General features: G+C 45.1%; 20 protein-coding genes. 9 read left to right on the top strand and 11 right to left on the bottom strand.

Translation table 11 applies throughout. The annotated features are described in order from the left end of the window. Window positions 1–59: 59 nt before the first annotated feature. Both cysK and QWZ13_RS03940 read right to left on the bottom strand, forming a co-directional pair. On the bottom strand, window positions 60–995 hold the full coding sequence (gene cysK / locus QWZ13_RS03935) for a cysteine synthase A (protein ID WP_290280609.1): 936 nt from the start codon (window positions 993–995) through the stop codon (window positions 60–62). 103 nt (window positions 996–1098) lie between these two features. After that, window positions 1099–1251 (bottom strand): hypothetical protein, encoded by a 153-nt coding sequence (locus QWZ13_RS03940; RefSeq protein ID WP_290280610.1) that lies wholly within the window; start codon window positions 1249–1251, stop codon window positions 1099–1101. Window positions 1252–1256: 5 nt separating this feature from the next. Between QWZ13_RS03940 and QWZ13_RS03945 the strand changes: the two genes are divergently transcribed. Beyond that, window positions 1257–1619: a hypothetical protein gene (locus tag QWZ13_RS03945; protein WP_290280611.1), complete on the top strand. Its 363-nt coding sequence runs from the start codon at window positions 1257–1259 to the stop codon at window positions 1617–1619. Here the strand turns inward: QWZ13_RS03945 and QWZ13_RS03950 are convergent. From QWZ13_RS03950 to QWZ13_RS03960, 3 genes are read right to left on the bottom strand one after another with little or no spacing between them, the layout of a single operon-like run. Continuing rightward, window positions 1537–2196 carry a hypothetical protein gene (locus QWZ13_RS03950; RefSeq protein ID WP_290280612.1) on the bottom strand — a complete coding sequence of 220 codons (660 nt, stop codon included), beginning with the start codon at window positions 2194–2196 and terminating at the stop codon, window positions 1537–1539. The two genes, QWZ13_RS03945 and QWZ13_RS03950, sit on opposite strands and share 83 nt — an antisense overlap. Further along, window positions 2193–2795, bottom strand: coding sequence for a sigma-70 family RNA polymerase sigma factor (locus QWZ13_RS03955; RefSeq protein WP_290280613.1), 603 nt, complete (start codon window positions 2793–2795; stop codon window positions 2193–2195). Before QWZ13_RS03955 ends, QWZ13_RS03950 begins: the two co-directional genes overlap by 4 nt. Next, window positions 2792–4486 carry a vWA domain-containing protein gene (locus QWZ13_RS03960; protein WP_290280614.1) on the bottom strand — a complete coding sequence of 565 codons (1695 nt, stop codon included), beginning with the start codon at window positions 4484–4486 and terminating at the stop codon, window positions 2792–2794. The genes QWZ13_RS03955 and QWZ13_RS03960 overlap by 4 nt, the downstream gene beginning before the upstream one ends. A 194-nt stretch (window positions 4487–4680) precedes the next feature. On the opposite strand from QWZ13_RS03960, the gene QWZ13_RS03965 reads away from it, so the two are divergent. From QWZ13_RS03965 to QWZ13_RS03975, 3 genes are all read left to right on the top strand, one after another. Further along, on the top strand, window positions 4681–5022 hold the full coding sequence (locus QWZ13_RS03965; protein ID WP_290280615.1) for a PBPRA1643 family SWIM/SEC-C metal-binding motif protein: 342 nt from the start codon (window positions 4681–4683) through the stop codon (window positions 5020–5022). 321 nt (window positions 5023–5343) lie between these two features. Then, complete coding sequence (locus QWZ13_RS03970) at window positions 5344–5988, top strand: CDP-alcohol phosphatidyltransferase family protein (protein ID WP_290280616.1); 645 nt, start codon at window positions 5344–5346, stop codon at window positions 5986–5988. Window positions 5989–6003: 15 nt separating this feature from the next. Next, the gene (locus tag QWZ13_RS03975; protein WP_290280617.1) at window positions 6004–6492 is read left to right on the top strand and encodes an FAD synthase family protein; all 489 of its coding nucleotides are present in this window, start codon (window positions 6004–6006) and stop codon (window positions 6490–6492) included. A 111-nt stretch (window positions 6493–6603) separates the two neighbouring features. Here QWZ13_RS03975 and QWZ13_RS03980 read toward each other — a convergent pair whose 3' ends face one another. Together QWZ13_RS03980 and QWZ13_RS03985 are read right to left on the bottom strand one after the other, a co-directional pair. Beyond that, on the bottom strand, window positions 6604–8394 hold the full coding sequence (locus tag QWZ13_RS03980) for an ABC transporter ATP-binding protein (protein ID WP_290280618.1): 1791 nt from the start codon (window positions 8392–8394) through the stop codon (window positions 6604–6606). Further along, window positions 8355–10142, bottom strand: coding sequence for an ABC transporter ATP-binding protein (locus QWZ13_RS03985; RefSeq protein ID WP_290280620.1), 1788 nt, complete (start codon window positions 10140–10142; stop codon window positions 8355–8357). The genes QWZ13_RS03980 and QWZ13_RS03985 overlap by 40 nt, the downstream gene beginning before the upstream one ends. A gap of 305 nt (window positions 10143–10447) precedes the next feature. On the opposite strand from QWZ13_RS03985, the gene QWZ13_RS03990 reads away from it, so the two are divergent. The 3 genes from QWZ13_RS03990 to QWZ13_RS04000 are packed head-to-tail and all read left to right on the top strand — an operon-like array spanning window position 10448 to window position 13513. Next, a complete protein-coding gene (locus QWZ13_RS03990) occupies window positions 10448–11455 on the top strand; it encodes a C4-dicarboxylate TRAP transporter substrate-binding protein (RefSeq protein ID WP_290280621.1) in 1008 nt (335 codons plus the stop codon). Window positions 11456–11510: 55 nt separating this feature from the next. Then, a complete protein-coding gene (locus tag QWZ13_RS03995; RefSeq protein ID WP_216000435.1) occupies window positions 11511–12125 on the top strand; it encodes a TRAP transporter small permease subunit in 615 nt (204 codons plus the stop codon). Continuing rightward, window positions 12122–13513 (top strand): TRAP transporter large permease, encoded by a 1392-nt coding sequence (locus QWZ13_RS04000; protein WP_216000434.1) that lies wholly within the window; start codon window positions 12122–12124, stop codon window positions 13511–13513. The genes QWZ13_RS03995 and QWZ13_RS04000 overlap by 4 nt, the downstream gene beginning before the upstream one ends. Before the next feature lie 35 nt (window positions 13514–13548). Here QWZ13_RS04000 and QWZ13_RS04005 read toward each other — a convergent pair whose 3' ends face one another. The 4 genes from QWZ13_RS04005 to QWZ13_RS04020 are packed head-to-tail and all read right to left on the bottom strand — an operon-like array spanning window position 13549 to window position 21448. Beyond that, window positions 13549–14922 (bottom strand): sigma-54-dependent transcriptional regulator, encoded by a 1374-nt coding sequence (locus QWZ13_RS04005; RefSeq protein ID WP_290280622.1) that lies wholly within the window; start codon window positions 14920–14922, stop codon window positions 13549–13551. A gap of 10 nt (window positions 14923–14932) precedes the next feature. Continuing rightward, the gene (locus tag QWZ13_RS04010; protein ID WP_290280623.1) at window positions 14933–17041 is read right to left on the bottom strand and encodes an ATP-binding protein; all 2109 of its coding nucleotides are present in this window, start codon (window positions 17039–17041) and stop codon (window positions 14933–14935) included. A 40-nt stretch (window positions 17042–17081) separates the two neighbouring features. Beyond that, window positions 17082–20189: an efflux RND transporter permease subunit gene (locus tag QWZ13_RS04015; RefSeq protein ID WP_290280624.1), complete on the bottom strand. Its 3108-nt coding sequence runs from the start codon at window positions 20187–20189 to the stop codon at window positions 17082–17084. Next, on the bottom strand, window positions 20186–21448 hold the full coding sequence (locus QWZ13_RS04020) for an efflux RND transporter periplasmic adaptor subunit (protein WP_290280625.1): 1263 nt from the start codon (window positions 21446–21448) through the stop codon (window positions 20186–20188). The genes QWZ13_RS04015 and QWZ13_RS04020 overlap by 4 nt, the downstream gene beginning before the upstream one ends. 172 nt (window positions 21449–21620) lie before the next feature. Between QWZ13_RS04020 and QWZ13_RS04025 the strand changes: the two genes are divergently transcribed. Beyond that, the gene (locus QWZ13_RS04025; RefSeq protein WP_290280626.1) at window positions 21621–23159 is read left to right on the top strand and encodes a methyl-accepting chemotaxis protein; all 1539 of its coding nucleotides are present in this window, start codon (window positions 21621–21623) and stop codon (window positions 23157–23159) included. Then, entirely contained in the window at window positions 23131–23688 is a 558-nt protein-coding gene (locus QWZ13_RS04030) for a DUF6436 domain-containing protein (RefSeq protein WP_290280627.1), read from the top strand. Before QWZ13_RS04025 ends, QWZ13_RS04030 begins: the two co-directional genes overlap by 29 nt. Window positions 23689–23751: the final 63 nt, after the last annotated feature.

Raw genomic sequence — 23751 nt, forward strand, 5'->3', positions numbered from 1 at the left:
AGTGAGCTCAATCCCTTGAACTCACTCGCAGCTTGAAGCTTGCAGCTAATAAACAAAGCTTAATCAGCCAAATCCGCAAACAACGGCGTAGATAAGTAGCGTTCACCGAAAGATGGAATAATAACCACAATCAGCTTACCCGCATTTTCTTCACGCTTGGCAACTTCTAAGGCACTCCAAACGGCGGCGCCAGATGAAATACCGACTAATAAGCCTTCTTTGCTGGCCATCGCTCTTGCGGTAGCGAAGGCATCTTCATTACTGACTTGTATCGTTTCATCCAGTATCGATACATTTAAGTTTTTAGGAATAAAACCAGCGCCGATGCCTTGAATAGGGTGTGGCCCTTTTGCGCCGCCTGAAATAACCGGTGACGCGGCTGGCTCAACGGCTATGGCTTTGAATTCAGGCTTTTTCGCTTTAAGTGTTTCTGCAACACCCGATACGGTTCCGCCGGTGCCAACCCCTGCGACTAAAATATCAGCTTTGCCATCGGTGTCGCGCCAAATTTCTTCAGCGGTGGTGCTGGCATGAATCGCAGGGTTGGCTGGGTTTTCAAATTGTTGTGGCAAGAAAAACTTAGACGGGTCTGCATCGGCAATTTCTTTTGCTTTCGAAATAGCGCCACCCATGCCATCGGGGCCAGGGGTCAGAACTAATTCAGCACCGTAAGCTCTTAATAACATGCGACGTTCTTTCGACATGGTTTCTGGCATGGTGAGTAAGCACTTGTAGCCTTTTGAGGCTGCGACCATGGCCAGTGCGATGCCAGTGTTGCCAGAAGTTGGCTCAACAATGGTCATGCCTGCTTTTAAAACGCCTCGCTCTTCCGCGTCGGCGATCATGGCAGCGCCAATACGATCTTTTACAGACTTACCTGGGTTAAAAAACTCAAGCTTCACAACGACTTCAGCTTGGCAACCTTCGGTTAAACGATTGAGTTTCACTAAGGGGGTATTGCCGATTAAATCAGTAACATTGTTTGCAATATTCATGTTCGCTCCTTTTTTGAATGTACCCAGTATATCGATCGCGTTGCGCTCTGTTTAATATCAATATGAACTACACAACAACCGAACAGTTATGAACCCGGTGTGCTTAGGCATCGTCTTTTGCTTTTAACCCGCAGCCCTTAGCCCGAAGTCCGGCGTCAAAAACCGCACCCAGTCTCCCAATTACCCTTGCTCGGTCGCTGTTCGCGCATCCCTGCGCCGCTAAGCTTCGGCATCCATGCCTCAGATTTCCGATCAAGGGTAATGGCGAGCCTAGGTGCTAACCGTGGAACCGTTTTTGTTTTTTGTTTAAACCCGCAGCCCGTAGCCCGCAGCTTAAAACCGCTCACAGCCAAAAACCGCCCCCAGTCTCCCAATTACCCTTGCTCGGTCGCTGTTCGCACCCCTGCGCCGCTAAGCTTCGCCATCCATGCCTCAAATTACCGAGCAAGGCTAATTGCGAGCCTAGGTGCTAACCAAGTTACCGTTTTGTTTTTTTGTTTAAACCCGCAGCCCGTAGCTCGCAGCCAAAAACCGTTCTTTTTCACTCACAACTTGCAGCTCCAAACTCAACACTTTCCCCTATTAATTCAAACGTCCATTCATCTTCTATCCATGTTGCCTTAACCCAACCTTCCAAATCTGTCTTCGCGTCGAGTTGAACGGGTTCTTGATCGCAGTTTTCAAACAGCCCAAGTGTGCCTTCTGTTACCCATAGAATCACTGGGCTTTCAGGTTGCACATCAACGTCAGCGGTTATTTCATACACACTGTCAGGCATCATGAGTGTTTCTAAGGGTTGGGCGTTACCGGTCGATTTAATTGCTTTCGCTTTTGCTTCGACGGGTGCGCTTTGGTAAACGGAATCACTTTCGATTTGATCGCCAGCGATTGCACGCTCGGTGTTCATTTCACCTGCTTGGTTAGCTACCGAAGGCGCGCTGGCGTTCGGTAAGCTTTGGGTTGCCGTTACGAACGCCATGTCTTCATTAAGTTGCTCGCGATTTGGAACGATGAGCACAACGGTCATGACACTGGCAAAGGCTATGGGTACGGCGAACTGCCAGCGAATAAATTTTTTCGCTTTTTGGTGTTTAATTTTTTGCTGCAATTGCGCATGCAATTCAGCCGGTAAGGTGTGGTTTGCTTTACGCTGTTGGTAAAGTTGTTCTAGGGTGACTTTTTTAGGGGAATCGTGTTTCATGCCATCACCTCTAAGCGTTCTTTCAGCGTTTTACGGGCAAATCGAATTCGGCTTTTGATGGTTTCGAATCCGTCGCCTGTTATTGTGCTTATGTCTTCTAGTGCAAAGCCTTCCAGCTGTAACATGAGCGCTTCACGTTGTGCAAAGGGTAATACCATTAAGGCTTCATCGAAGGCTTGTTGTAATCCTTCTCGTTCCAGCACTGAAAAATTATCGTCGTGATCATCGGTTGAAACCTCATCTTCTTCAATGGGTTGCCATTCCCATCGGGCGAGGCGTCTTAACTCATCTATTAAACCGTTACGGCCTAAGGTAAACAGCCAAGTACGAAACTTGGCGGTTTTGCGTTGATACGCATTTGGTTTTTCGATAACTTTTAACCAAGTGTGTTGCGATACATCTTCTGCTAAAAACGCATCGGCTAAGGTGAGTAAGAAGTGATACAAAGCATCACCGTGTCGGCTGATTAACGCTTCCATTAATTCGGGGTGCCTGCTGTGTATGTACTGCAATAACAGCTCAGCATCGCTTAAGTGGGTGGCGTTCGAAAACGGGTTCTTCGATTGCCACCAGTGTTTTAATGGGTTGGCGAGACTCATTGATTTCCTTGTACGCTTTGTGCATTTTTAACTAACTGTAGCAGTTGTTGGCGGTATCCCCAACGGTCATTCTCTAAGCCAGTTTTAACCAACGCTTCGGTATCTGCATAAGTGAAGTTTTGAACGTACGGGCTGTGGCGAAGCTGTTCTGCAAAACCAGCGACTCCAGTGACGAACGTCATGGTCGTTGAGCTTTGAGTAACCGTACGTTCTACCGGGATGTTCATCAACTCGCTGTGGCTGTTACTTGGCAGTTTGTAACGTACTTTTACAAAAGCCAGCTCATTTGAATCAGGCAATGATTTCGCTGTTTCGGTTGTGTTATATCGAAGCGGGTCGTTAAACCGAAACTCGCTGTGTGCTGGAACAACTTCGTACAGCGCGGTGACTGTATGGCCGGAACCCATTTCACCTGCGTCTATTTTATCGTTGTTAAAGTCTTCGCGCTGAAGCTGACGATTGTCATAGCCAATTAAGCGATACTCAGCGACATTGGCGGGGTTAAATTCAACTTGAATTTTGACATCTTTCGCGACCGTTTGCAGCGTTGCGGTGAGTTGCTCTGAGAATATTTTTCGTGCTTCTTGATAGCTATCAATGTAGTAGGCAACACCGTTACCGTGGTTACTGAGCTCTTCCATTAAGTGATCATTGTAATTGCCAGTACCAAAGCCGAGCACGTTTAAAAAGACACCGCTCTCGCGCTTAGATTCAATCAAGTCTTTTAGGCTGTCTATGCCAACGGTACCGACATTAAAGTCGCCATCGGTGCCTATGATGACTCGGTTAATGGAATCTTTATCAAAATTCGCTTGCGCCAGTTCATAAGCTAAATGAATGCCTGCGCTGCCGTGCGTGCTGCCGCCTGACCGAAGTTGGTTGATCGCGTTGATGATGGTTTGCTTTTGATCGCCCGCAGTCGGCTCAAGCGCCACGCCCGAATCACCAGCATACACCGCAATAGACACGCGGTCTTGAGGCCGTAATTGATCGACCAATAAGTTAAACGAGCGTTGCATCAGTGGCAGTTTGTCGGGGTCACCCATGCTGCCAGAGACGTCCAATAAAAAGACCAGGTTCAATGGCGGTAAGTCGGCCATATTGCTCTTATAGGCTTGTAACGATACGCGCATCAATTGGGTATGTTCATTCCAGGGTGTTGTAGTGAGCTCGGTTTCAATGGCGATGGGTTCTTGTAAGCTGGTGGGTGCTTTCAAACCGTAATCAAAATAATTGATAAATTCTTCAACGCGAATCGCGTCGGTTGGCGGCAAAGAACCGTGCTCTAAAAAACGGCGGGCATTGGTGTAGCTGGCGGTATCGACATCAGTTGAAAAGGTGCTAACAGGGTCATCGGCGACTATTTTGATGGGCGATAGTTTGGCATTGGCGTATTTTTCATTGTTCTGAACGGGCAGCCCCATGTCATTGTCGATTATGCTTCGCCCGTGTAACGCGGGTTCTACTAATGTAGTGACAGAGTCAGCGACGGAATCAGATTCGTATACCAAGGAATGTACTTTTTTGATGGCCTTGTGATTGGTCGCAGCGGGTGCGGTTGATTTAACTTCGGTTAATTCGGAAGGCGCTTTGTAAGGCTCGGCCATGGTTATATCGTTATGTGAGGTTCGTGCGCCGCAAGCTGAGATAATGGCGATAGTCAATAGGCTGAGTGGGGTCGATAGCTTCATAATTAAGTCTCATTGTGGGGTTGGTATGACTTAAACGGCTCAGCATGGGAAAAGGGGTAAATATTGTTCATATTTTTTTTGGTTAATAATCCACCTAAAAACTACAGCGCATGGTATATTGCGCGCCCGAAAAAATTGGCTTGCCCGAATTGACCGAGTGCGCCTTATTATTGAATTGAGATAAAGGTAGCACCATGTCAGACAAGTTTTTCTTCAAAGGTCGTCAAGAATCACGTCAACACCACACTCAGCTTGGTTATCAAACCAACCCTAGCCAGAAAATAGGCAGTAAGAAGTACCCATTAAACTTGGTGGTGACATCTGAAGAGCGTCAGCATGAGTTGGCTCATGTGGTGACCGAGGCCGGTTTATACGCGCAAATAATCTTAGATCGCAATGAAGGTGCGGTTGAATCCATTACCGAATTAACCACGGCGCTCAACAAAGTTGAAACGGTCGTGTTAGATAAGGTACCTGAGCGCAACGAACCTTGTCTTTGTGGCAGTGGCAAAAAATACAAAAAGTGTTGTGGCTAAGTTAGGCGCTTAAAGGCCGCTTAGCGCGGCTAACTCCCTTGAATGCTCCGTTTACGTTATTTTCACTAAGTTAGAGCCGTTTGTGATACACTGCGGCCGATCTACACATCTCCAACGTTTTCACATCTTTCCATCTTGCAGCACAGTTTCTCACTCTGCGTAAGAAGTACGTTCCCATAGCAACACTTTGTTACTGACGTAACACCCTGTTTCTAGTTACTCATTTCAACTTTTTGTTCGACTTTGCAAGTCACGCGGCTGCCTGTCGCTTTTAAATTTTTGCCTTGCTGATATAAAAAGTTGTCACACCTTAGGCCTATTATGACGATTAAAAACGATCCGGTTCAACCAACCATTTTGTCTTATGTTAAGGATCTGCCAAACCTATGTTCGTTAGCGGGTTTGCTCTGTACATTGCTGGCAATATACTACGCTATTTTAGGTGTCTATTCAGCCGCGATGATCGGCATGGTTTGGGCGGTTGGCTTTGATTGGGCTGACGGTTTAGTGGCACGAAAAATGAAAGGCCGAACTGGAAACGACAGCGCGTTTGGTGGTCAGCTTGATGTCTTAATCGACATTGTCAGTTATGGCGTGGCACCAGCCGTGTTGGTGATGAGCTATGGTCAGTTTAATCCAATTTATCTAATTGCCGCCTTTATCATGGTGTCGGCTGCAGCCATTCGGTTAAGTTATTTTAGCCTCTATGGCTTGGCCGGTGGTAAAAAATACACAGGCTTAGCACTTGATAACAACAGTTTAATTTTCGTCTTTGTTTTTGCGTTTGAACGTGCATTTCAACACGCGGTTTTTGCAGTCGTGTTGTTTATGACGGGTGTGATACTCGCTGGCTTAAACGTTTCCCAAATTAAAACCCCAAAACTGTCGGGTAATCCTCGGCACGTTTATATACTTGCTGGCTATACGCTGGTGATCTCTTTGTTCTATGGCTGGCAATTACTGTGAGTAACCGCTCATCAAGTGTTTGCCTCGCCGCTATGTTTCTATTTTTTCGGAGTTAACTTCACAATGATTGTATATACCGTTGGCACATTCGATTTACTGCACGTAGGTCATTTAGCCTTGTTGAAATTTTGTAAAACTTTAGGTGATACAGTGATTGTGGGCGTGGCCTCCGACAGCGTGGTGAATTCATACAAACCCAATGTTCCGGTTATTCCGTTAGACCAACGTCGAGAAATGTTAGAAGCCTTAGATTGCGTCAGCCAAGTGCAGCCTTATTACGAGCTTGAGTATGTAACGGCCTGCATGGATTTAAATGTTGATATATTTGTGATTGGCGAAGACTGGGGCAAGAAACCGCATAACTTAGCCGTTGAAGATTATTTGAAGTCTCAAGGCAAGCAGGTCATTCAGATACATTACAATCCAAGAACGTCTTCGACTCAAATTAAACGCAATGTGATGTCACAAATTCATCGTAAGCAGCAAGTTGAGTTAGCAAGTTAATTCGATCAGCAAAGAAAATGTTTAGGTAAGTTTGTTTGAATTTAACTGCGCTCCCCTAATGTGAGGGAGCGCAATTAAATAGAATTTTCAGACTAATCAAAACAGACGTATTTACACCAATTCCTCTTGCAGTAAATTCGCGTACACGCCTTGCTGTTTGACCAGTTCCTCATGTGACCCGCGCTCGACAATTTCGCCCGCTTCCAAAACCAAAATCTGATCCGATTCTCGAATTGTGCTTAAGCGGTGGGCAATAGCAACAACGGTGCGTTCCTCAAAAACACGTTCGAGGGCTTTTTGGATTAAGCTCTCGGTGACCGAGTCGATAGAACTGGTGGCTTCATCAAGTAATATCAACTGGGCGTTATTGGTCATGGCACGTGCGAATGAAATCAGCTGTTTTTGGCCTGCACTGAGTTGGTCGCCACCACTTTGTAAGTGAGTGGCATAGCCATTAGGTAAGCTTTCTATAAATTCATGAGCGTAAACGTACTTGGCGGCTTCCTCAACGGCGGGTTGATCGACTTTTGCTAATCCAATATTAAAGCTGACATCTTGATCAAACAAGAAAACATCTTGCTGCATCATTGAGAACAGTGATTCTAATTTCAACTTGGGTATACGGGCTAGCTCTAGTCCGTTAACTAAAACATGGCCTTCGTACCCTTCGTAGGTTTTTGTCAGTAATCGCATGATGGTCGACTTACCCGAACCCGTGCTGCCCACAAGCGCCAATTGTTGGCCTTGGTTCAAAGTAAAACTGACATTTTTCAATACATAAGGGTCACCCGCTTTGTAGCGAAATGAGACATCATTAAACTCGATGCTTTCGAATGTATCCAGCTTGCTGCCTAGCTCAGCGTCACTGTATAAATCGTGCTCAGCTTCTTCTAACGGCTCGCTGAAGAGTTCATCCAAATGTTCAAAGGCCGCGAACGATCTTTGAATCGCGGTGATCTGGCCAGTAAAGTCTCGAATCGGCACAAATATTTTTTCTAAGGTGTTAATGAACGCAATGACCACACCTATACCGACAGCGCTGCTAAGCACTAAATTTGAACCAGACCAAATTATTAACGCCATGGCAATGGTAGTGATCCCGGCGATGATCGAGAATAGTGCGGCATCCCAGCCATTGGCTTTAACTTGAGCGTGTAAAAATTCATCGGTCAGTTGAGTGTATTTATTTTCTACTTCTTGCTCGGCGGCATATAACTGAACGGTGCTGATACCACGAATACATTCTTGTAAATAACCGGTCGAACGCGCTAAAGACGAACGCGTAATCTGGTATAAGGTGCGCAACTTGTTTCGCACGTACTGGGTAATCATTAATATTGGCGGGAACAGGACTAAAATAACCGTTGCCAGTTGCCAGTTAATGACATACAAAAAGATTAACAGCCCAATGGTGTTGATCGAATCTTTTATGATGCCTAAAACACCGAGTACAAAACTATCGCCTATCGATTCAAGATCGCTGGTTAATCGCGAAAGCGTCATGCCGGTGGGTGTTTTATCAAAGTACGATCTCGGCAGTTTTATGATGCGGGCGATGAGTGCCTGGCGAATATCAAAAATAGTGCGTTGCCCCACCAAGCGTAAACTGTAGCTGTATACGGCATCGCTGATGTAGTTCATGATCAAAACACCGGTCATGTACAGCAACATCAATGGCAGTTGACTCAAATCACCTTGAGCTATTTGCTCATCGATAATTTTTATCATAAGCCAAGGGAACAATAGGTTGGCCGCAACACTAAATGGCATTGAGCTTAAACCTATAATAATGAGGTGTTTATACTTAGCCGCAAAGTGCCAGAAGCCGGTCAGAATTTGCCAGTCGGTTTTTATTAATGTGCTCATGCGCTGGCCTCCTGATCGTTTTGTTGCAGTTCCCAAGTTTGTTGATAGTAACTTGAAGTTTTTAATAGTTCTGAGTGTGTTCCCCGAGCGATAATTTCACCCTCTTTTAAAACGAGTATTTCATCCATTTCCTGCAATGCCGATACTCGGTGTGATACAACGACTAAACTGCGATCAACCAACTTACTGCTCAATTCACTCATTATTGCGCGTTCTGTATCGTAATCGACAGCCGATAAGACGTTGTCTAAAATAAGAATGTCTGCCGGGGTGTAAAGTGCACGCGCAATGCTAACGCGTTGTTTTTGACCGCCAGAAAGCATAATGCCTTTTTCACCGACCATGGTATTGCCTTGCTCAGCAAAGCGCTCTACATCGCTGCTCAATTGTGCTGCTGCAATGGCTTCTTCCACGCTTAGCGTCGGTGCGTTTGCATTGTGTTCGGAGCCGAATTTAACGTTCTCGTTTAACGTTGCTGAAAAGAGATAAGGGTCTTGGGTAATGGTTCGGACCTGCTTGTGCCAATCGTGTCGAGACCAGTCGGTAATATCGTGCTCCCCATAAATTAGCATGCCTGGTTCTAAATCGTACAAGTGGTTTAAGCAATTAACTAAGGTGGTTTTCCCAGAACCGACCGATCCTAAAATACCCAGCTTTTTACCCTGAGGTAATTCAAAGCTGATGTTCTTAAGTGTCGGCTCGTCAGACTCGCTGTTCGGATAACGGTAAGATAAATTGTTCACCTTCAAGGTTGAACGTTGTATGGCATTGCTGTCGGCTTCGGATAAACGTTTTAAATTTGTAGGGTCAATCTTACTGTTTAATATTGTCATTACACTTTCGATACTGACCATGCCCATTTGGATCACGCTGAGAATTCGTCCTAGACCACCGAAAGGTACTGCTAGCATGACGGAATAAGATAAAAAGGCGGTAATTTCGCCTACGGTGAGCTCTGCGTTTAAGACCATGACGGCACCTAAACCTAAGATTAAAATTTTCATCATTTGGTTCGCGTAATCGAGTACGGGCATAATGAAAACTTGAATGCGTTGAATTTTAACTGTGATGTCGAGCAATTCTTGATTCGCTTGTGCAATTTCATTTTGCACCCAAGGGCCCATATGCTCAGCTTTAATGACATCCATGCCAGATAAAAAGTGCACCAGTTGCTCGCTTAACCCTTGCAGGCTGTGCATTCGATCGGTCCAAAGTTTGCGCATTTTTACAAAGCCAATTCGATAAATAGCAAAGGCAAAGATGATGGGTAAAAATGAATAGACTGTGAGCGAAGGAGAAATTCGCCACATATAAAATGGCGTAAATGAAAGTGCAAAAATAATGTTGAACAGCTGCATAAAGCCAATGCCAAAAAATAACCGGATGCCGCTGATATCGTTGTTAATGATTGAGATTAATTTACCGCTGTTATTCGCACTGTGAAAACTGTCTGTTAAACGATTCAATTTTGCGAATAAATCGTTTTTAAGTTGAGCTTCAACAAACCGCCCAGGGTTTAAGCCAAACATACGAGAAAGCGTTCGTATGACAATTAGCACTAAAGATGCACCAATGATCATCCATACAGATGACATTAAAGCGTCTTGGTTATCAGCTACATTGGCCATTAGTAAATCGATGGCCGTTTTAACCATTAAAGGGATTTCAACTTGTAACCAGTTAACCAGCAAAATAAATAGAATGGCCAAACTGTAAGACAGGCGGTTTTGCCAAAAGTAGTGCCAAATGAGGTGGGCTTTCGATTGCGGTGCGTCTAACTGCATGAATTCTCCGAGGAAGGTTTTCAGCCCGTTAGTATCGGGGCTAGTTGGGTGAATTGAAAGGCAGTTGCGATTATTTTTTTAAGGTCATAAGCAATATTTTGCCTATTGTCGTTTACAGCTAAGCCAATCTTTGCTCAAAAAGCGTCGAAAACTCATAGTAGATCGGTTCTTTAGTATTCTGACGGCGCATTTAAGGGCAATACAGGGCGGTTGCAATTATCGGCATAGGCTTTGCAGTAGTCGATCGACCCAGATGCGCTTGCATCAAACACGACACTATAAAAATAATTGATCGGAGTAATGGTATGAAATTAAAAACAAAACTAGCGGTTTCCGCGGCGGTATTGGTTTCTTTCACAGCACCACAGGTATTTGCAGATACCCAGTGGAATGTATCGCTTTGGGGTAAGCGCCGCGCCTTCACGGAGCACGTTGAGAAATTAGCCGAGCTTGTATCTGCGAAAACCAATGGTGAGTTCACGTTAAATATTTCTTACGGTGGCTTATCTAAGAATAAAGAAAATTTAGACGGCATCTCTTTTGGTGCCTTTGAAATGGCCCAGTTCTGTGCGGGTTATCATCCCGACAAAAACCCATCAATTACGGTACTAGAGCTGCCATTTATGGGCGTTTCTACGCTTGAGCAAGAAATTGCCGTGTCAAAAGCGGTCTATAACCATCCTGCGGTCGTTAAAGACTTAGCTCGCTGGAATGCAAAACTATTAATGCCTTCGCCATTGCCGCAGTACAACATTGCAGGTGTCGGCGATGCGCCACAGTCATTGGCAGATTTTAAAGGGCTACGTATTCGTGCGACGGGCGGCATTGGGGAAGCCTTAACCATTGCCGGTGCCGTTCCAACGTCTATGTCAGCGACAGAAGTGCGTCAAGCGTTAGATTCAGGCGTTATTAATGCCGCATCGTTTGCACCGCATGCTCATATGTCTTTTGGTACCGTTGAATCGGCCGATTGGTGGACCACCAATCTAAACCCAGGCACGGTAAACTGCCCAGTGGTTGTAAATGTTGATTCATTAGCCGATTTAAAACCCGCACATCGCGATGCGTTGTTAGGGTCAGTTGATGAAGCCTTGAATCATTATGTTGATTACTACAACAACCAAACTATGGCCGCATGGGGACCAAAATTAGATGAAAAAGGTATTGAGCGCGTAACCTTGACCGAAGCTGAATTGAAGACCTTTAAAGACAAAGCCGCAGGTCCTGTGCACCAAGCTTGGATTGACAGCATGAATAAGAAAAAGCTGCCAGCACAAGAGTTGTACGATTTAGTATTAGACACGTTGAAGTAAAAGTCCTGCCATTGCGCCTCATTTTTGTGAGGCGCCTTTCATTAGAGGGTTTGATATGTCAGGTTCGGCAACGGTACTTGAAGATAGCAGTACACTGAGTAAGGCAGACCGCTGGTTATTTAAATTAGAAAGTCTGTTTACCTTATTCGGTGGAATTACCATTTTATTTTTAGTGGCTTTGGCGGTCATGAATATCTTAGGACGATGGTTGTTTAATATCCCCGTCTCCGGTTACGTAGATTGGGTAGAGCAAGCCATGGCTATTTTTGCGTTTGTGGGCATAGCCTATTGTCAGCGATTAGGTGGCCATATCCGCATGGATATACTGCTCAGTGTCATGAAAGGGCGCTTGCTCTGGATTGCCGAGTGGGTGTCGGTTTTATTTATGTTATTGATAACGTCAGTGTTGATATACGGAAGCTATCTTCACTTTTATCGCGCGTTTTCTAATGGCGACAGCTCTATGGATATTGGCTTGCCGATTTGGCCCGCCAAATTGATCGTGCCAGTGGCGCTTACGTTCTTAGCCATTCGCCTGGTGTTTCAATTGTGGGCTTACAGCGTGGCCATTATTCGTGCTTCTGAATCACCCGTGGCGGTGCCTTTAATCGAAGATGCCGCAACGCAAGCTGCGCGAGAAGCCGAAAGCTTAGACGGAGGCGCATCATGATTGAATTTATGATGAACGCTGAGCCGTTGCAAATAGGCGTGATTGTTTCAGTCGTGATGCTTGTCTTTGTTTTGCTGGGTGTTCGAGTGGCCTTTGCCACAGCCGGAGCAGGCTTTATCGGATTGGTGTGGATATTTTCGGCCAAGATGGGCTTTGAGCGTGGCTTTATGGTAGCGGTTAAAATGGCCGGAACGGTGCCGCATTCGAAAGCAACTACGTTGTCGTTATCGCTCATTCCTACTTTCATTTTAATTGGTTATTTGGCTTATCACGCAGGCCTAACCAAAGCCTTATTTGAGGCCGCTAAACGCTGGGTGGGTTGGTTGCCGGGTGGTTTAGGTGTGGCAACGGTATTTTCTACCGCAGGCTTTGCGGCGGTTTCAGGCGCATCGGTTGCAACATCGGCCGTGTTTGCTCGAATCGCAATTCCTGAAATGCTCAAGCTTGGTTACGACAAACGATTTGCCGCGGGTGTCGTTGCAGCTGGGGGTACTTTAGCTTCGTTGATTCCGCCTTCGGCCATTTTGGTCATTTACGCTATTATCGTAGAGCAAGATGTAGGTACCTTGCTGATGGCTGGCTTTATTCCTGGCATAGTGTCGGCACTTATTTATGCGGGCTTAGTGGTCTTTTTAGCCGTTTGGAAAAAAGACTTAGGGCCACCGGTAAAAGGCTTTACCTGGAAGCAGCGCTTAGAAGTGCTTCCGGGTTCGTTCCCCATATTTTTTGTGGTGTTCATCATCATGATTTGTATTTACGGCGGGGTAGGCACACCGACTGAAGCTGGCGCGCTAGGTGCTTTGGTCATTTTAGCCATGGCGCTCTATAAAGGTATGCGTTGGCCTAGTTTGAAAGGCGCATTAATGGAGTCGGCTAAGTTGACGGTGATGATCTTTACCATCATCTGGGGAGTCTTAATATATGTTCGCTTTTTAGGCTTTGCCGATTTACCCAATGCATTCTCTGACTGGATTGCAGGGATTGATCAAAACCCATTCATCACATTACTTTTTATACTCATGGCCTACGCTGTGTTGGGTATGTTTATGGATGCGATAGGCATGTTACTGCTCACCTTGCCGGTGGTGTTTCCAGCGGTCATCGCTTTAAACGGGGGGGAGATGGTTACGGCTGCAGATTCAGCTTTTGGTGTGTCGGCGGCTGGGTGCGCCATTTGGTTCGGTATCATCGTAGTGAAAATGGCTGAACTGTGCCTCATTACACCTCCGATAGGCCTGAACTGTTTTGTGGTAGCCGGGGTGCGAAAAGACATTTCAGTGCAAGATGTTTTTAGAGGAGCAACGCCATTCTTTGTGGCCGATGTCATCACCATTGCGGTGCTGATTATGTTCCCAAGTATTGTGCTTTGGTTACCTTCTTTAATTTAACCTATTAACACTAGGGCTGCGCACGCAGCCTTAGTTTATTCTAAAAAATCTTCTCGTTTTAAATCATATTTTTGCATTTTTTGGTTCAACGTTCTTCTCGGTAAATCAAGTACGTCCATCACCGCTTTAATATTACCCTTGTGATGTTTTAATTCTTCTGCGATGAGCATTTTTTCAACATATTCTAAGCGCTGAGAAAGCGAGCTGTCTGGATTGCTTGTTAACGCAGCCTTGTTGCCTACTTGCAGTAATTCTTGCAATGAAATACCACTGATGTTGTGTGTTAACAGATACCGCTCTGCGGTATTTTTGAGCTCTCGTACATTGCCTGGCCAATCGTGGAGTTCCAGTGTAAGTTGATCGTCTAATTGAAGATCGGGCGCTGTCATGTTGTTTGATTGCGCCGCAAGGTTCAGGAAATGTTGAAACAGCAATACGATGTCTTCTTTACGTTCACGCAGCGGTGGAATGTGTAATTCAGAAACCAGCAAACGGTAATATAAATCTTCACGAAACTCACCTTCAGCGGCGGCCGCTTTTAGGTCTTTTTTAGTTGCGGCAATTACGCGAACATCTAAAGCCTTTGGTTTATGAGAGCCTAAGCGAGTCACCTCCCGTTCTTGTAATACGCGCAAAATCTTAACCTGAAAATACATCGGCATACTTTCAATTTCATCTAAAAGCAATGTACCGCCATTCGCGTATTCAAATTTACCCACATGACGCTTGTTCGCGCCGGTAAATGCGCCGGCTTCGTGGCCAAATAATTCAGATTCGATCAAGTTTTCAGGAATAGCGGAAACATTAATGGGCACAAATTCGTGGTCTTTTCTTACGCTGTATTTGTGAAGGCACTGCGCAACAAGTTCTTTACCTGTGCCGGTTTCGCCGTGAATGACAACATCGGCATTAACTTGCGCCAACATACTCACCTGCTTACGCAGCAGTTTAATGGCAGACGAATGACCAATGATGTCCTTCTCTATACCTGATAGTTGTTCTAAGTGATCGTGACTTTGTTGGGTCTTCATGGCCACCTGCCTTTGACGGCAAGCTGTTTTAATGAGCTCAACTAATCGTTCGGGTTTATAAGGTTTTTCTACAAAATCGTAAGCACCGGCCTTCATTGCTTCAACCGCGAGTGCAATGCCGCCATGTCCGGTTATAAGAATAAAGGGAATGTCGGCTGGAACTCGTTGTAGAAACTCCATGCCATCCAATTCAGGCATTTTAACATCACTGACTATGACGCCGGGGTAATGTTCATCGATATTCACAAGTGCGTCTAAGGCACTGCTGAAGGTTTGAACATGAATGTCAGCGAGATCTAACCATTGTTCAAGTGATTCTCGAATGGCTGGATCATCGTCGACAATGATGGCGTGATATTCTTGGTCTTTCGATGACATCTTTAAACCCTTATCGTGTCAACTTAATCGTAAATTGAGTGCCGGACTCTACTTGGCTATCTACCGTCAGTTGTCCACCCATATCTGATACCAAACTATAACTGATGGCGAGCCCTAGCCCTAAGCCTTCATCAATTTGTTTGGCTGAGTAAAAGGGTTCAAAAATATGCGGTAGCTCTTCTTGGCTTAGGCCGATGCCATTATCTTCTACAACTAATAAAACTGAATCAGAATATGATCCCTTGATCGTTATTTGAGGGTGATTGACTTTAGCTACGGCATCAATGGCATTGCTCAATAAGTTCACTAAAACTTGCTCGAGCATCATGCTATTACCTCGAGCGCAGAATTGCTCGTCAACGTTGATTACGAGATCGACCTTGGCCTGCGCAAGCTTAGAGGCTAAAACATCTTGAGCATAATGAATGGCGGGTAATAGTTTAATATTCGACAACCCCGTGTTTCGTTTCCCTGACACCATTCTAAGTTGTCGGCTTATATACGATAGCCGATCAATTAGGCCGCTGATCTTTTTCAAATTCGATAAAACCTTTTCAGGCTGATTGCGTTGAATCAGTAATTCACTGCTAGCGGCATAGCTCGACAGAGCCGTAATGGGTTGGTTAATTTCATGTGCAATCGCAGAAGACATTCGTCCGAGTGATGCCAAGCGCTGCGAATGGTTGAGCTCTTTTTCGGCGGCACGTAATTCATTCGTCCGATCATGTACCCGCTGTTCTAATTCGTCATTGTTTTTAACCAGTTCATACTGAGCTTGCTTCAACTCACTCACATCGTGAATGGTGATTAGGTAGTCTGAGGGGTCAGATAATCCAATGGCACTAGAAGAAACCAATATAGGAAAAGTACTGCCATCAGAACGAATGCCCGTGGCATCTATGGCCTCTAACGAGGCATGCACGCCTCGCCAACCTTTAATGAGCTGTTTGATGTCGGGCAATGCATTGGTTTTTAGTCTAAATAGCCGCTGAGCTTGAGGGTTTACAAAGGTTGTTTTGCCATCGTGGGTTAGGTTGATCAATCCGGCATCGGTGCCTTCGATAATGGCGCGTTGATGAGACTCGCGTTGTGCAATTAACGTAGCCAACTTTGCTTGAGATTGTGCGTTTTTTACCCGCTCACGAATCCAAAGTATCGCGATGATCAATATTAAATACGCAAATACGATGGAATAAACAGACCGAGCAACCGCGGTTTCTATTTGTTGTGTGGCATACAGCCAGTTAATGTGCCAATTCACTCCTGGCATTTGCTGGCGAAATAAAACTTGGTTGCCGGTTAATGGCAGCGATACTATCGCCGTGCCATCGTTACGTTGCTGTGATTCCAATATACCGATCTCGTGATCACCGTATTGCTTAGTCTCTACCAAATGTTGGCTTTCTTGTAGGCTTAAAGGGCGTAACCCTTGGTACAGCCATCGAGAATCGTATGATAAAAAGATAATGTCTCGCTCGTCACTGATCCAAATCTTTTCACCCGATTGCGACCAGTTTGCTTCGAGTGCATCGAAGTTAATTTTGACCACAACAGAGCCAATAATTTCCAAATCTACAATCACCGGTTCGGCAAAAAATAACCCCGCCTTTCCAGTTGTAGCGCCCACGGCAAAATAGAAACCTTGCTCACCTTTAGCCGCCGATTGATAATAAGGTCGAAATGAATAATTTTGACCGACAAAGCTTGTTTTAGTGAGATAATTTGATGCGCCAATGGTAGTGCCTGCGCTGTCTAAGACAAATATTTCATCGGCACCAGAGCGATTATTGATATTGCTGAGTAACGAAGAGGTCGTAGTATCAGCCGAAGCAGACAATAGGGCTTTTTGAATCCGTGGATCGTTGGCAAGTACAGCCGGCAAGTACTCAAAGCGCTGAATGCTGGCTTGCAGAGCATTTTGATAAACCGATAAACGTTGGCTCGCTTTCTCTTGAATCGAGGCCATTTCTAACGCGTAAAATTGCTTGTTTGCAAACAGTAGTAAGCCAATCAGCACAAAAAAACTGATCACTAAGAACGCGATCATTTTAATGTTGGGGTGCAAGGTTTTTTGTTGCCAATTTGCCACGGTAATAATCAAGTTATGAGATAAGACCACCTTAGCAAAGGTGGCCTTATCTTACTATCACCTTATCGTGCTAAGACGCCGCTTGTTTGCGAGAAAAGCGGGATTTAATCCAGTTTAGGAATCGTTGCTGTTGATGATTCATACTTTCGATGTAAGTCAGTAGGCAAGGAATGACCAGTAATACTAACACGGTGCCATAGGCAATACCGAAGGCGAGAGATGCGGCCATGCTTTGCACTAATTGCGCTTGTATTGAGCTAGATAGAAGTAACGGAATGAGCCCACCGACGGTAGTAATCGAGGTGAGCATAACCGCTCGTAATCGTTGACAGCTGGCTTCAATAATCGCGGGCTTCATATCCATACCTTCTTCACGCAATTCTTGGAAGCGATTAATCAAAATGATCGAGTCATTAATGATAATTCCACTAAGCCCAAATAATCCAAAGAAAGATAAAAAGGTGAGGTTCATACCCAGTAGCCAGTGGCCAAATATCGCGCCCGTTAAGCCAAAAGGAATAGCCGACATAACAGCAATAGGCCAAGTGTAACTGCTAAATACCCAAACTAAAATGAAATAGACTAAACCGAGACTGGCAAACGCAGCCAGCGTTAAATTGCCGATCATTTCTTCTATATCCCGAGCGCTGCCTTGTATTTCAGCTTGTAAACCATATTGGTCAATAATCGGTTGAACTTCATCGGCTAATAGCTGGTTTGAAATCTCGCTGGCGTTGGCTTCTTCATCCAATAACGCTGCGCTGACGCGTACACCCAATTGCCCATTTACATGGAACATCGTGCCCAACCCTTTACGGATAGTGCTGTCAGCAATATCTCCAAAGCGAACATAGTCATTGTTCGGTGTTACAATTGGAATGTCTTCCAGACCCGCACTCGACTGATAAAGAGACTTAGGTAAACTAACAATAATATTAATGCTGGCATCGTGTTGAGTCAGTTTATCGGCTTGACTGCCCACAAGCGCTTGGCGCAACTGAGTCGCGACACTGGCTTCTGTTAACCCTGCAGACTTACCCGCCGAGTTGAGCTGAAAGATAATTTCATCGTCGCCATTGGGGAGATCGTCTGTGATGTCACTTAGGTAGTTGTAGGTTTCAAGTCGACGCTTGAGCTGTTCGGTCGCATCGACTAAGTCATCTAGTGAGCGACCCGCTAAGAAAAAGCTTACGCGGCTTCCGCCCGATGCAGACGAGCTGTCCTGCTTAATCGAGACATAACTGACTTCTGGTCCTATATCAATATGTTCCCCCCATTCTTTTAAGAAGTCAGCATTTGAAACAGGGCGATTATCGCGATCCACTAATTTGGCCTGCAGCTGTGTAAAGCCTTCACCGGCACTGGAAATTTCATAGACCTGAAGAACAATAGATTCACCTTCAACGGCAAATTTTTGATCGGCTGTTTCGATGGCACTGTGCAATGCTTGAGTATATTGATCAACGGTTTGCTGAGACACATCATCATGGAATTCGATATAAGCGGTGACCATATTATCTTCAACATCGAGTTCTGGTGAGAATGGCACGGCGCCAGTAATTGGCATTGCATAAGCAATCACGCACAGCGCAAAAGCCACGGCCACACTGATCGCGCGGTTATGGATTGCCGCGGTGACAAAGGGTCGGTAGTATTTTTCTCTGAAGGTTTCAAAGCCATTATCCATTTTCACGCGAAAGGCGCTGCGCACTTTCTTACGCTTAGACAAACTGTGATTAAGATGAGCGGGTAATATTAAAAAGCACTCGATCAACGAAGCCACAATCACTGAAATAATGACCACAGGCACTGGGCGCAACATTTCGCCAAAAGGCCCCGGTAACAACAGTAAAGGGAAAAAGGCCGCAATGGTTGTTAATGAACTTGCAATAATAGGAGAAAACATTCGCTTGGCCGCAATTAATGCCGCTTCATTGGCTGTTTTACCTTTTTCCATCTGAGTAACGGTTTCTTCACCGACCACAATGGCATCGTCGACGATGATGCCTAGCGCCATTAAAAATGCAAAAACTGACAAAAAGTTAATGGTGCCGCCGGTGCCAAACAAAAGCATAAAGGTACCCGCGATAGAAATTGGAATGCCAAGGGCACTCCACCAGGCGACTTGTCGGTTTAAAAAGAAAAACAAAATTACGATAACGAGAAGTAGCCCTACTAATCCATTGCTGATTAGCATATCTAAGTTACCCTGGACGACCTCAGATAGATCCCACCAAACGGTAATGTCGACGCCTTCAGGTAAATTGGGTCTCACTTCGCCTAACCAGTTTTGAATGATGTCACTGGTTTCAAGGCTGTCAATTTCTTCTGAACGAGAAATGAGCAGTCTAACGGATGCACGGTTCTCTAAAATATAGCGTCGCGTGCCTTCGGTATTCACTCGCTGTACGTCGCTAAAGGTATAAATGGGGGTTGAGCCCGCGCCACTGATTGACGACAGTGCGTTCACACTGTTTATTTCGTTATCTGTCGTCACTGAAATATTGGTAGCGCTCGACGATAATGACCCCGCAGGGCTGTTTGCGTTTGCCACGGCTATTGTTTGAGAGAGTCCATTAATACTGGTGTTTTGCTGGATCAAATTAGAGGCATTGGCTTCAACCCGAATTTCTTCGACGGGAAACCCAGCCACGTTGACGTGCGCAATGCCGCGACTTAATAGATCGTTCTTAAACTGTTGCACCAGTGGTCTAAGTTCGTTAACTGGACCATCGGTACTGATTAAGATCGAAAAAACATCTTCATTAAACTCATCGATACTCGCGCTGGGTTTTTCAGCACCTTCTGGAAGGTCAAAGTTTGTGATGTAACGGTTAACTTCTTCAACCGCGTCGTTAGGGTCGATGTTCATTTTGTAACGCAAATATATGCGACTAAAACCGGCATCAGACCAACTCCAGGCTTCCTCGACGCCTTTAAGGTTTAATAAACCCGATTCCAATGGAGTCGTTAAGGTAGATTCAACGGTACGACTGCTGGTATCTGGCCATGAGGTTGTAACCTGAACACCTGGAATCGTTAAATCAGGCATAAGCTGGGTATGCAATTGCTTTAAAGCCACCATTCCAGCAATAACAACCATGATCATGATTAGGTTAGCGGCGACCCTGTGCTGGCTAAAATATGCGAGTAGACCTTTGTCGTCTATTTTCCTCATGATTCGTCTGCCTCGCTTTCAGTTTCAGGTACGGGCTCTGGCTCTGGGTCTACGCCTCTTTCGAAAATCTTCAAGCCCGTGGTTGGGTTATTGAGGCGCGTAACTAGAATGCGTTGCTTGCTGGCTATGGACTGTGTGGGCGTTACTATAAGCCAATCTTGACTGTTTTCACGTACACGCCCTTGTAATGTTACTTCAATGGGTTTCAGCTTTTGTTCTTCATCAATGCTGTAAATCCATTTGTCTTGAAAAAGGGCACTGACCGGAACTTTAAAGGCGTTTTCGACACTGGGTTTGTGTAACGTAACATCGACTACTTCACCGACAATCCAATTTTCATCGTCGTCAATATCAAACCAACTTACTAACCCAGCTGAACCTGGCTGCACTTGAGTGTGACCATTGTTAAAACGAATATTCGAGTCTCGACCATTGCTTTCGATTCGGCCTGTGAGTTGTTGCCGCATTGCCGCTAGTGTGATGGGTAAGTTTACTTTCACTCGCATGTCATCGTGTGACACAAATTTTAAAAGCGCACTGCCTGGAGACACCAATTGATTCGCTTTAGCATGCAGCGCGGCTACCTGGCCATTAAAAGGCGCAACAATGGTGGCTTTATTAGCTTGTCGTTGGGCACTTTTTAGCGCTAAGTTTAGTTTTGTTTGCTGCAATAAAAGTTGCTGTCTATTGATCGGCGCGTTACTTAAGGTTTGTTGTGCTTGCTTTACCAAATAATTTTGGCGAGACACTTGTTGCTTTAAATCCGCCAACGTTTGCGCAGATGCGCCAACGGCTTTTTGCTGTTTGTATTTGTCATTTAGAAGTGAAAGCTGATCTTGTTCTAACTGCAGAGCTTCACGGTTCAACGCCTGTTGCGCTTCGAACAGTTGAATTTGCGCTGCAATATCCGCCGCATTCGCTTGAGCTTGGGCTAAAGATTGTTGTACATCAAAATCATCTAATTGAACTAAAACGACACCGGCGTCTACAACATCGCCACTGTTGATGGGTGTTTCTAGTACGCTGGCTGAAATTTCGGAAACAATGTCAAGTTGTTGGCTGGGCTCTATCTGACCGATTAAGCGAATTTCAGGCTGATAACTCGCTAAATCTAAGGAGATGGTTTGAACCGATGTGGTGGCTTCGGGTTTCGGAGCCTCCATTTCTGTCGCTTGCCCTGAGGCACCCATGACGCTAATTACACCTGCGGTCACTAGGCCGATTCCCACCAGAGATAAGCCCGTTTGCCAAATTTTCATATCATTCCCTTTGTTATATTTAGAAAGCCACCTAATATGAAAGTCTGACCGGAATATTATTAGTGCCTATGGTCATAATTTTCATCTATTCAAGGTGTTTTTTTTAGAAAAACAAACATTGTTAAGTTAAGAAATTTTGAGCTCAGCCGATAATTAGCTCTAATCGGAAAAAATGAAGGAAGGTAAGATGCGATCAGGTCAATTGTTCAACATTGTGAATCGTTACGATCAATATGTCATGAACAGTTTAATGGGCGTTTTGGCGGCTAATTTTGCGTTGGCAGTCGTATTGGGCGCATTAAATAGCGCCTTAGGTGTCGCTGTCGTTATTGGACTCCTGCTGGCCGTAGGGCCTGTATTGCTGCAAAAAATCAGCCCGTTCTCAACCCTTACCCAGTCGGCGATGGCTTTTTCGTATATGTCATTTGTAACGTTGCAGGTTCACTTGTCTAAGGGATTAATAGAAGTACATTTTGGCTACTTCATCATGCTCGCAATTTTATATGCTTACCAAAAAGTAACGCCCTTAATTGTGGGCGCTGCAGTAGCTGCGCTTTACCATATTGGCATTGCTATCATGCAACTCGGCGGTGGTGGTATTTATATATCTCAACCAACGAATGTTTTGTTAAACAATGGGATACCCTTGTTTATTTTTGTGCACGCAGCCTATCTTGTCGCGGAGACAGCGGTTTTATGTTACATGGCGCATATTACACAGCCAATGATACTGACGGCGCAGAAAATTATTCGTAGCAATGAGCTAATGCTCAAAGCCAATGGTGATATAGACCTTACGGTTGAGATCGATGATGAAGGCAATGAGCTAGTGGCCCAATACTCGCAGCTCATTCATTCCGTGAAGGATGTTATCCACAGCGCAACGGACACGTCTTTAGTAATGAGCGACAGTTTACGAGTATTAGAATCATCTTATGCTGATGTTCGCCGTGGCATGGCCGATCAAGAAAAACAATTAAATATTATCTTGGAATCTACTGGGCAGGTTACCGAAGCTGCAAAGTCGTTATCTGAAGTTTCGAGCTTTGTGAAAGATAAAGCCAGTGAGTTAACCCAACTGAAAAATGAGAGTATTCAAACGGTTCATCAATCTGCTGAAAAAACCGCGTTGAGTTCGAAGCACATTACCGAAACCAGTGAGACGATGTCAAAAGTAGACCAAGACACAACACTGATTTCAGGAATGGTTGAGTCTATTCAGAGTATCGCCGAACAAACTAATTTATTAGCTCTGAATGCAGCGATTGAGGCAGCCAGAGCGGGTGAACAAGGGCGTGGCTTTGCCGTAGTCGCCGATGAAGTAAGAGCGTTAGCAACCCGCACGCACCAAGCGACTGAAGAAATTAATGGTCTTATTCAAAACTTAACTCAAGGTGCCAGTGGCTCTATGGTGACTATGAAGTTGACGGTCGATGAAATTGAAAGCAGTCAAGCGTTAAACCATACTGCGACGGAGCAAATGTCTACGCTGGGCACCCAGATAGATGAAATTGCGCAAAGAACAATGAACATTGCCAGTGCTGTCTCAACCCAAACCGAGATTAATCAAGGCATTGATTCTCAAGTGCATGCCATTACAGACGCCGCGATTTCAATGGCGCAAAGTATCGCTTTATGCAGTGACCAGCTGTCTGATGTTTCGCAACGATTTGAAGCCTTAAATGAAAGCATTCAAAAGTTTAAAACCTAGTACATGGATGATATTTGGCGCACTGCTTTGGGGTGTGCTGGTGGTGTTTTTACTGTTTCAGTTTATCTCGGACCGATTGATCAGTTTTGACGAGAATCAAGTGATTCACCGCCAATTTACGACCGTAGAGGCCTACTTAGATGCGGTAGGTGCTGCTTTTGAGTATACAAACGATGGTCAAATTCAAATTATACGCGTTGAAGAGCAAGGATGTGTCTGTAATGGCGCCTCGGTTGGGCATTGGGCGCAAGTAAAACAGCAATATTCCGAGGTTTCCTTTCAAGACATGTCAGTGCGTTCTCTATCAGATGCACAACAAGCGTTAGTACCCGCGACGCCCATGGCGGTTATATTCGATACAGATGGCACGCTTATGTATGCCGGCCCTTTTAGTGATGCAAATTACTGCAATTCTGATAACAGCTTCATAGATGCCTATTTAAATGAATCGCTTAAGCAGCGGTTTTCACCCTTGGGCGCTGTCGGCTGCTACTGTAAAAACAGCAGAGTGCCTTTTGAATCAAGATGACCGCCCACTTCAGAGTGATCTGAACTAGACTGCTTTGTGTACATTAACTTAAGTTAACAGCCT

The sequence above is a fragment of the Reinekea marina genome, assembly GCF_030409715.1.
In the GTDB taxonomy this organism is placed as follows: Bacteria; Pseudomonadota; Gammaproteobacteria; order Pseudomonadales; family Natronospirillaceae; genus Reinekea; species Reinekea marina.

Excerpts from the sequence above, each read along its gene's own strand:
- QWZ13_RS03955 (WP_290280613.1), bottom strand. The coding sequence starts at position 2,795 with ATGAGTCTCGCCAACCCATTAAAACACTGGTGGCAATCGAAGAACCCG.
- QWZ13_RS04025 (WP_290280626.1), top strand. The coding sequence starts at position 21,621 with ATGAAGGAAGGTAAGATGCGATCAGGTCAATTGTTCAACATTGTGAAT.
- QWZ13_RS04000 (WP_216000434.1), top strand. The coding sequence starts at position 12,122 with ATGATTGAATTTATGATGAACGCTGAGCCGTTGCAAATAGGCGTGATT.
- QWZ13_RS03965 (WP_290280615.1), top strand. The coding sequence starts at position 4,681 with ATGTCAGACAAGTTTTTCTTCAAAGGTCGTCAAGAATCACGTCAACAC.
- QWZ13_RS03950 (WP_290280612.1), bottom strand. The coding sequence starts at position 2,196 with ATGAAACACGATTCCCCTAAAAAAGTCACCCTAGAACAACTTTACCAA.
- QWZ13_RS04020 (WP_290280625.1), bottom strand. The coding sequence starts at position 21,448 with ATGAAAATTTGGCAAACGGGCTTATCTCTGGTGGGAATCGGCCTAGTG.
- QWZ13_RS04005 (WP_290280622.1), bottom strand. The coding sequence starts at position 14,922 with ATGTCATCGAAAGACCAAGAATATCACGCCATCATTGTCGACGATGAT.
- QWZ13_RS04015 (WP_290280624.1), bottom strand. The coding sequence starts at position 20,189 with ATGAGGAAAATAGACGACAAAGGTCTACTCGCATATTTTAGCCAGCAC.
- QWZ13_RS03945 (WP_290280611.1), top strand. The coding sequence starts at position 1,257 with ATGGCGAGCCTAGGTGCTAACCGTGGAACCGTTTTTGTTTTTTGTTTA.
- QWZ13_RS03985 (WP_290280620.1), bottom strand. The coding sequence starts at position 10,142 with ATGCAGTTAGACGCACCGCAATCGAAAGCCCACCTCATTTGGCACTAC.
- QWZ13_RS03970 (WP_290280616.1), top strand. The coding sequence starts at position 5,344 with ATGACGATTAAAAACGATCCGGTTCAACCAACCATTTTGTCTTATGTT.
- QWZ13_RS03995 (WP_216000435.1), top strand. The coding sequence starts at position 11,511 with ATGTCAGGTTCGGCAACGGTACTTGAAGATAGCAGTACACTGAGTAAG.
- QWZ13_RS03960 (WP_290280614.1), bottom strand. The coding sequence starts at position 4,486 with ATGAAGCTATCGACCCCACTCAGCCTATTGACTATCGCCATTATCTCA.
- QWZ13_RS04030 (WP_290280627.1), top strand. The coding sequence starts at position 23,131 with ATGAAAGCATTCAAAAGTTTAAAACCTAGTACATGGATGATATTTGGC.
- cysK (WP_290280609.1), bottom strand. The coding sequence starts at position 995 with ATGAATATTGCAAACAATGTTACTGATTTAATCGGCAATACCCCCTTA.
- QWZ13_RS03990 (WP_290280621.1), top strand. The coding sequence starts at position 10,448 with ATGAAATTAAAAACAAAACTAGCGGTTTCCGCGGCGGTATTGGTTTCT.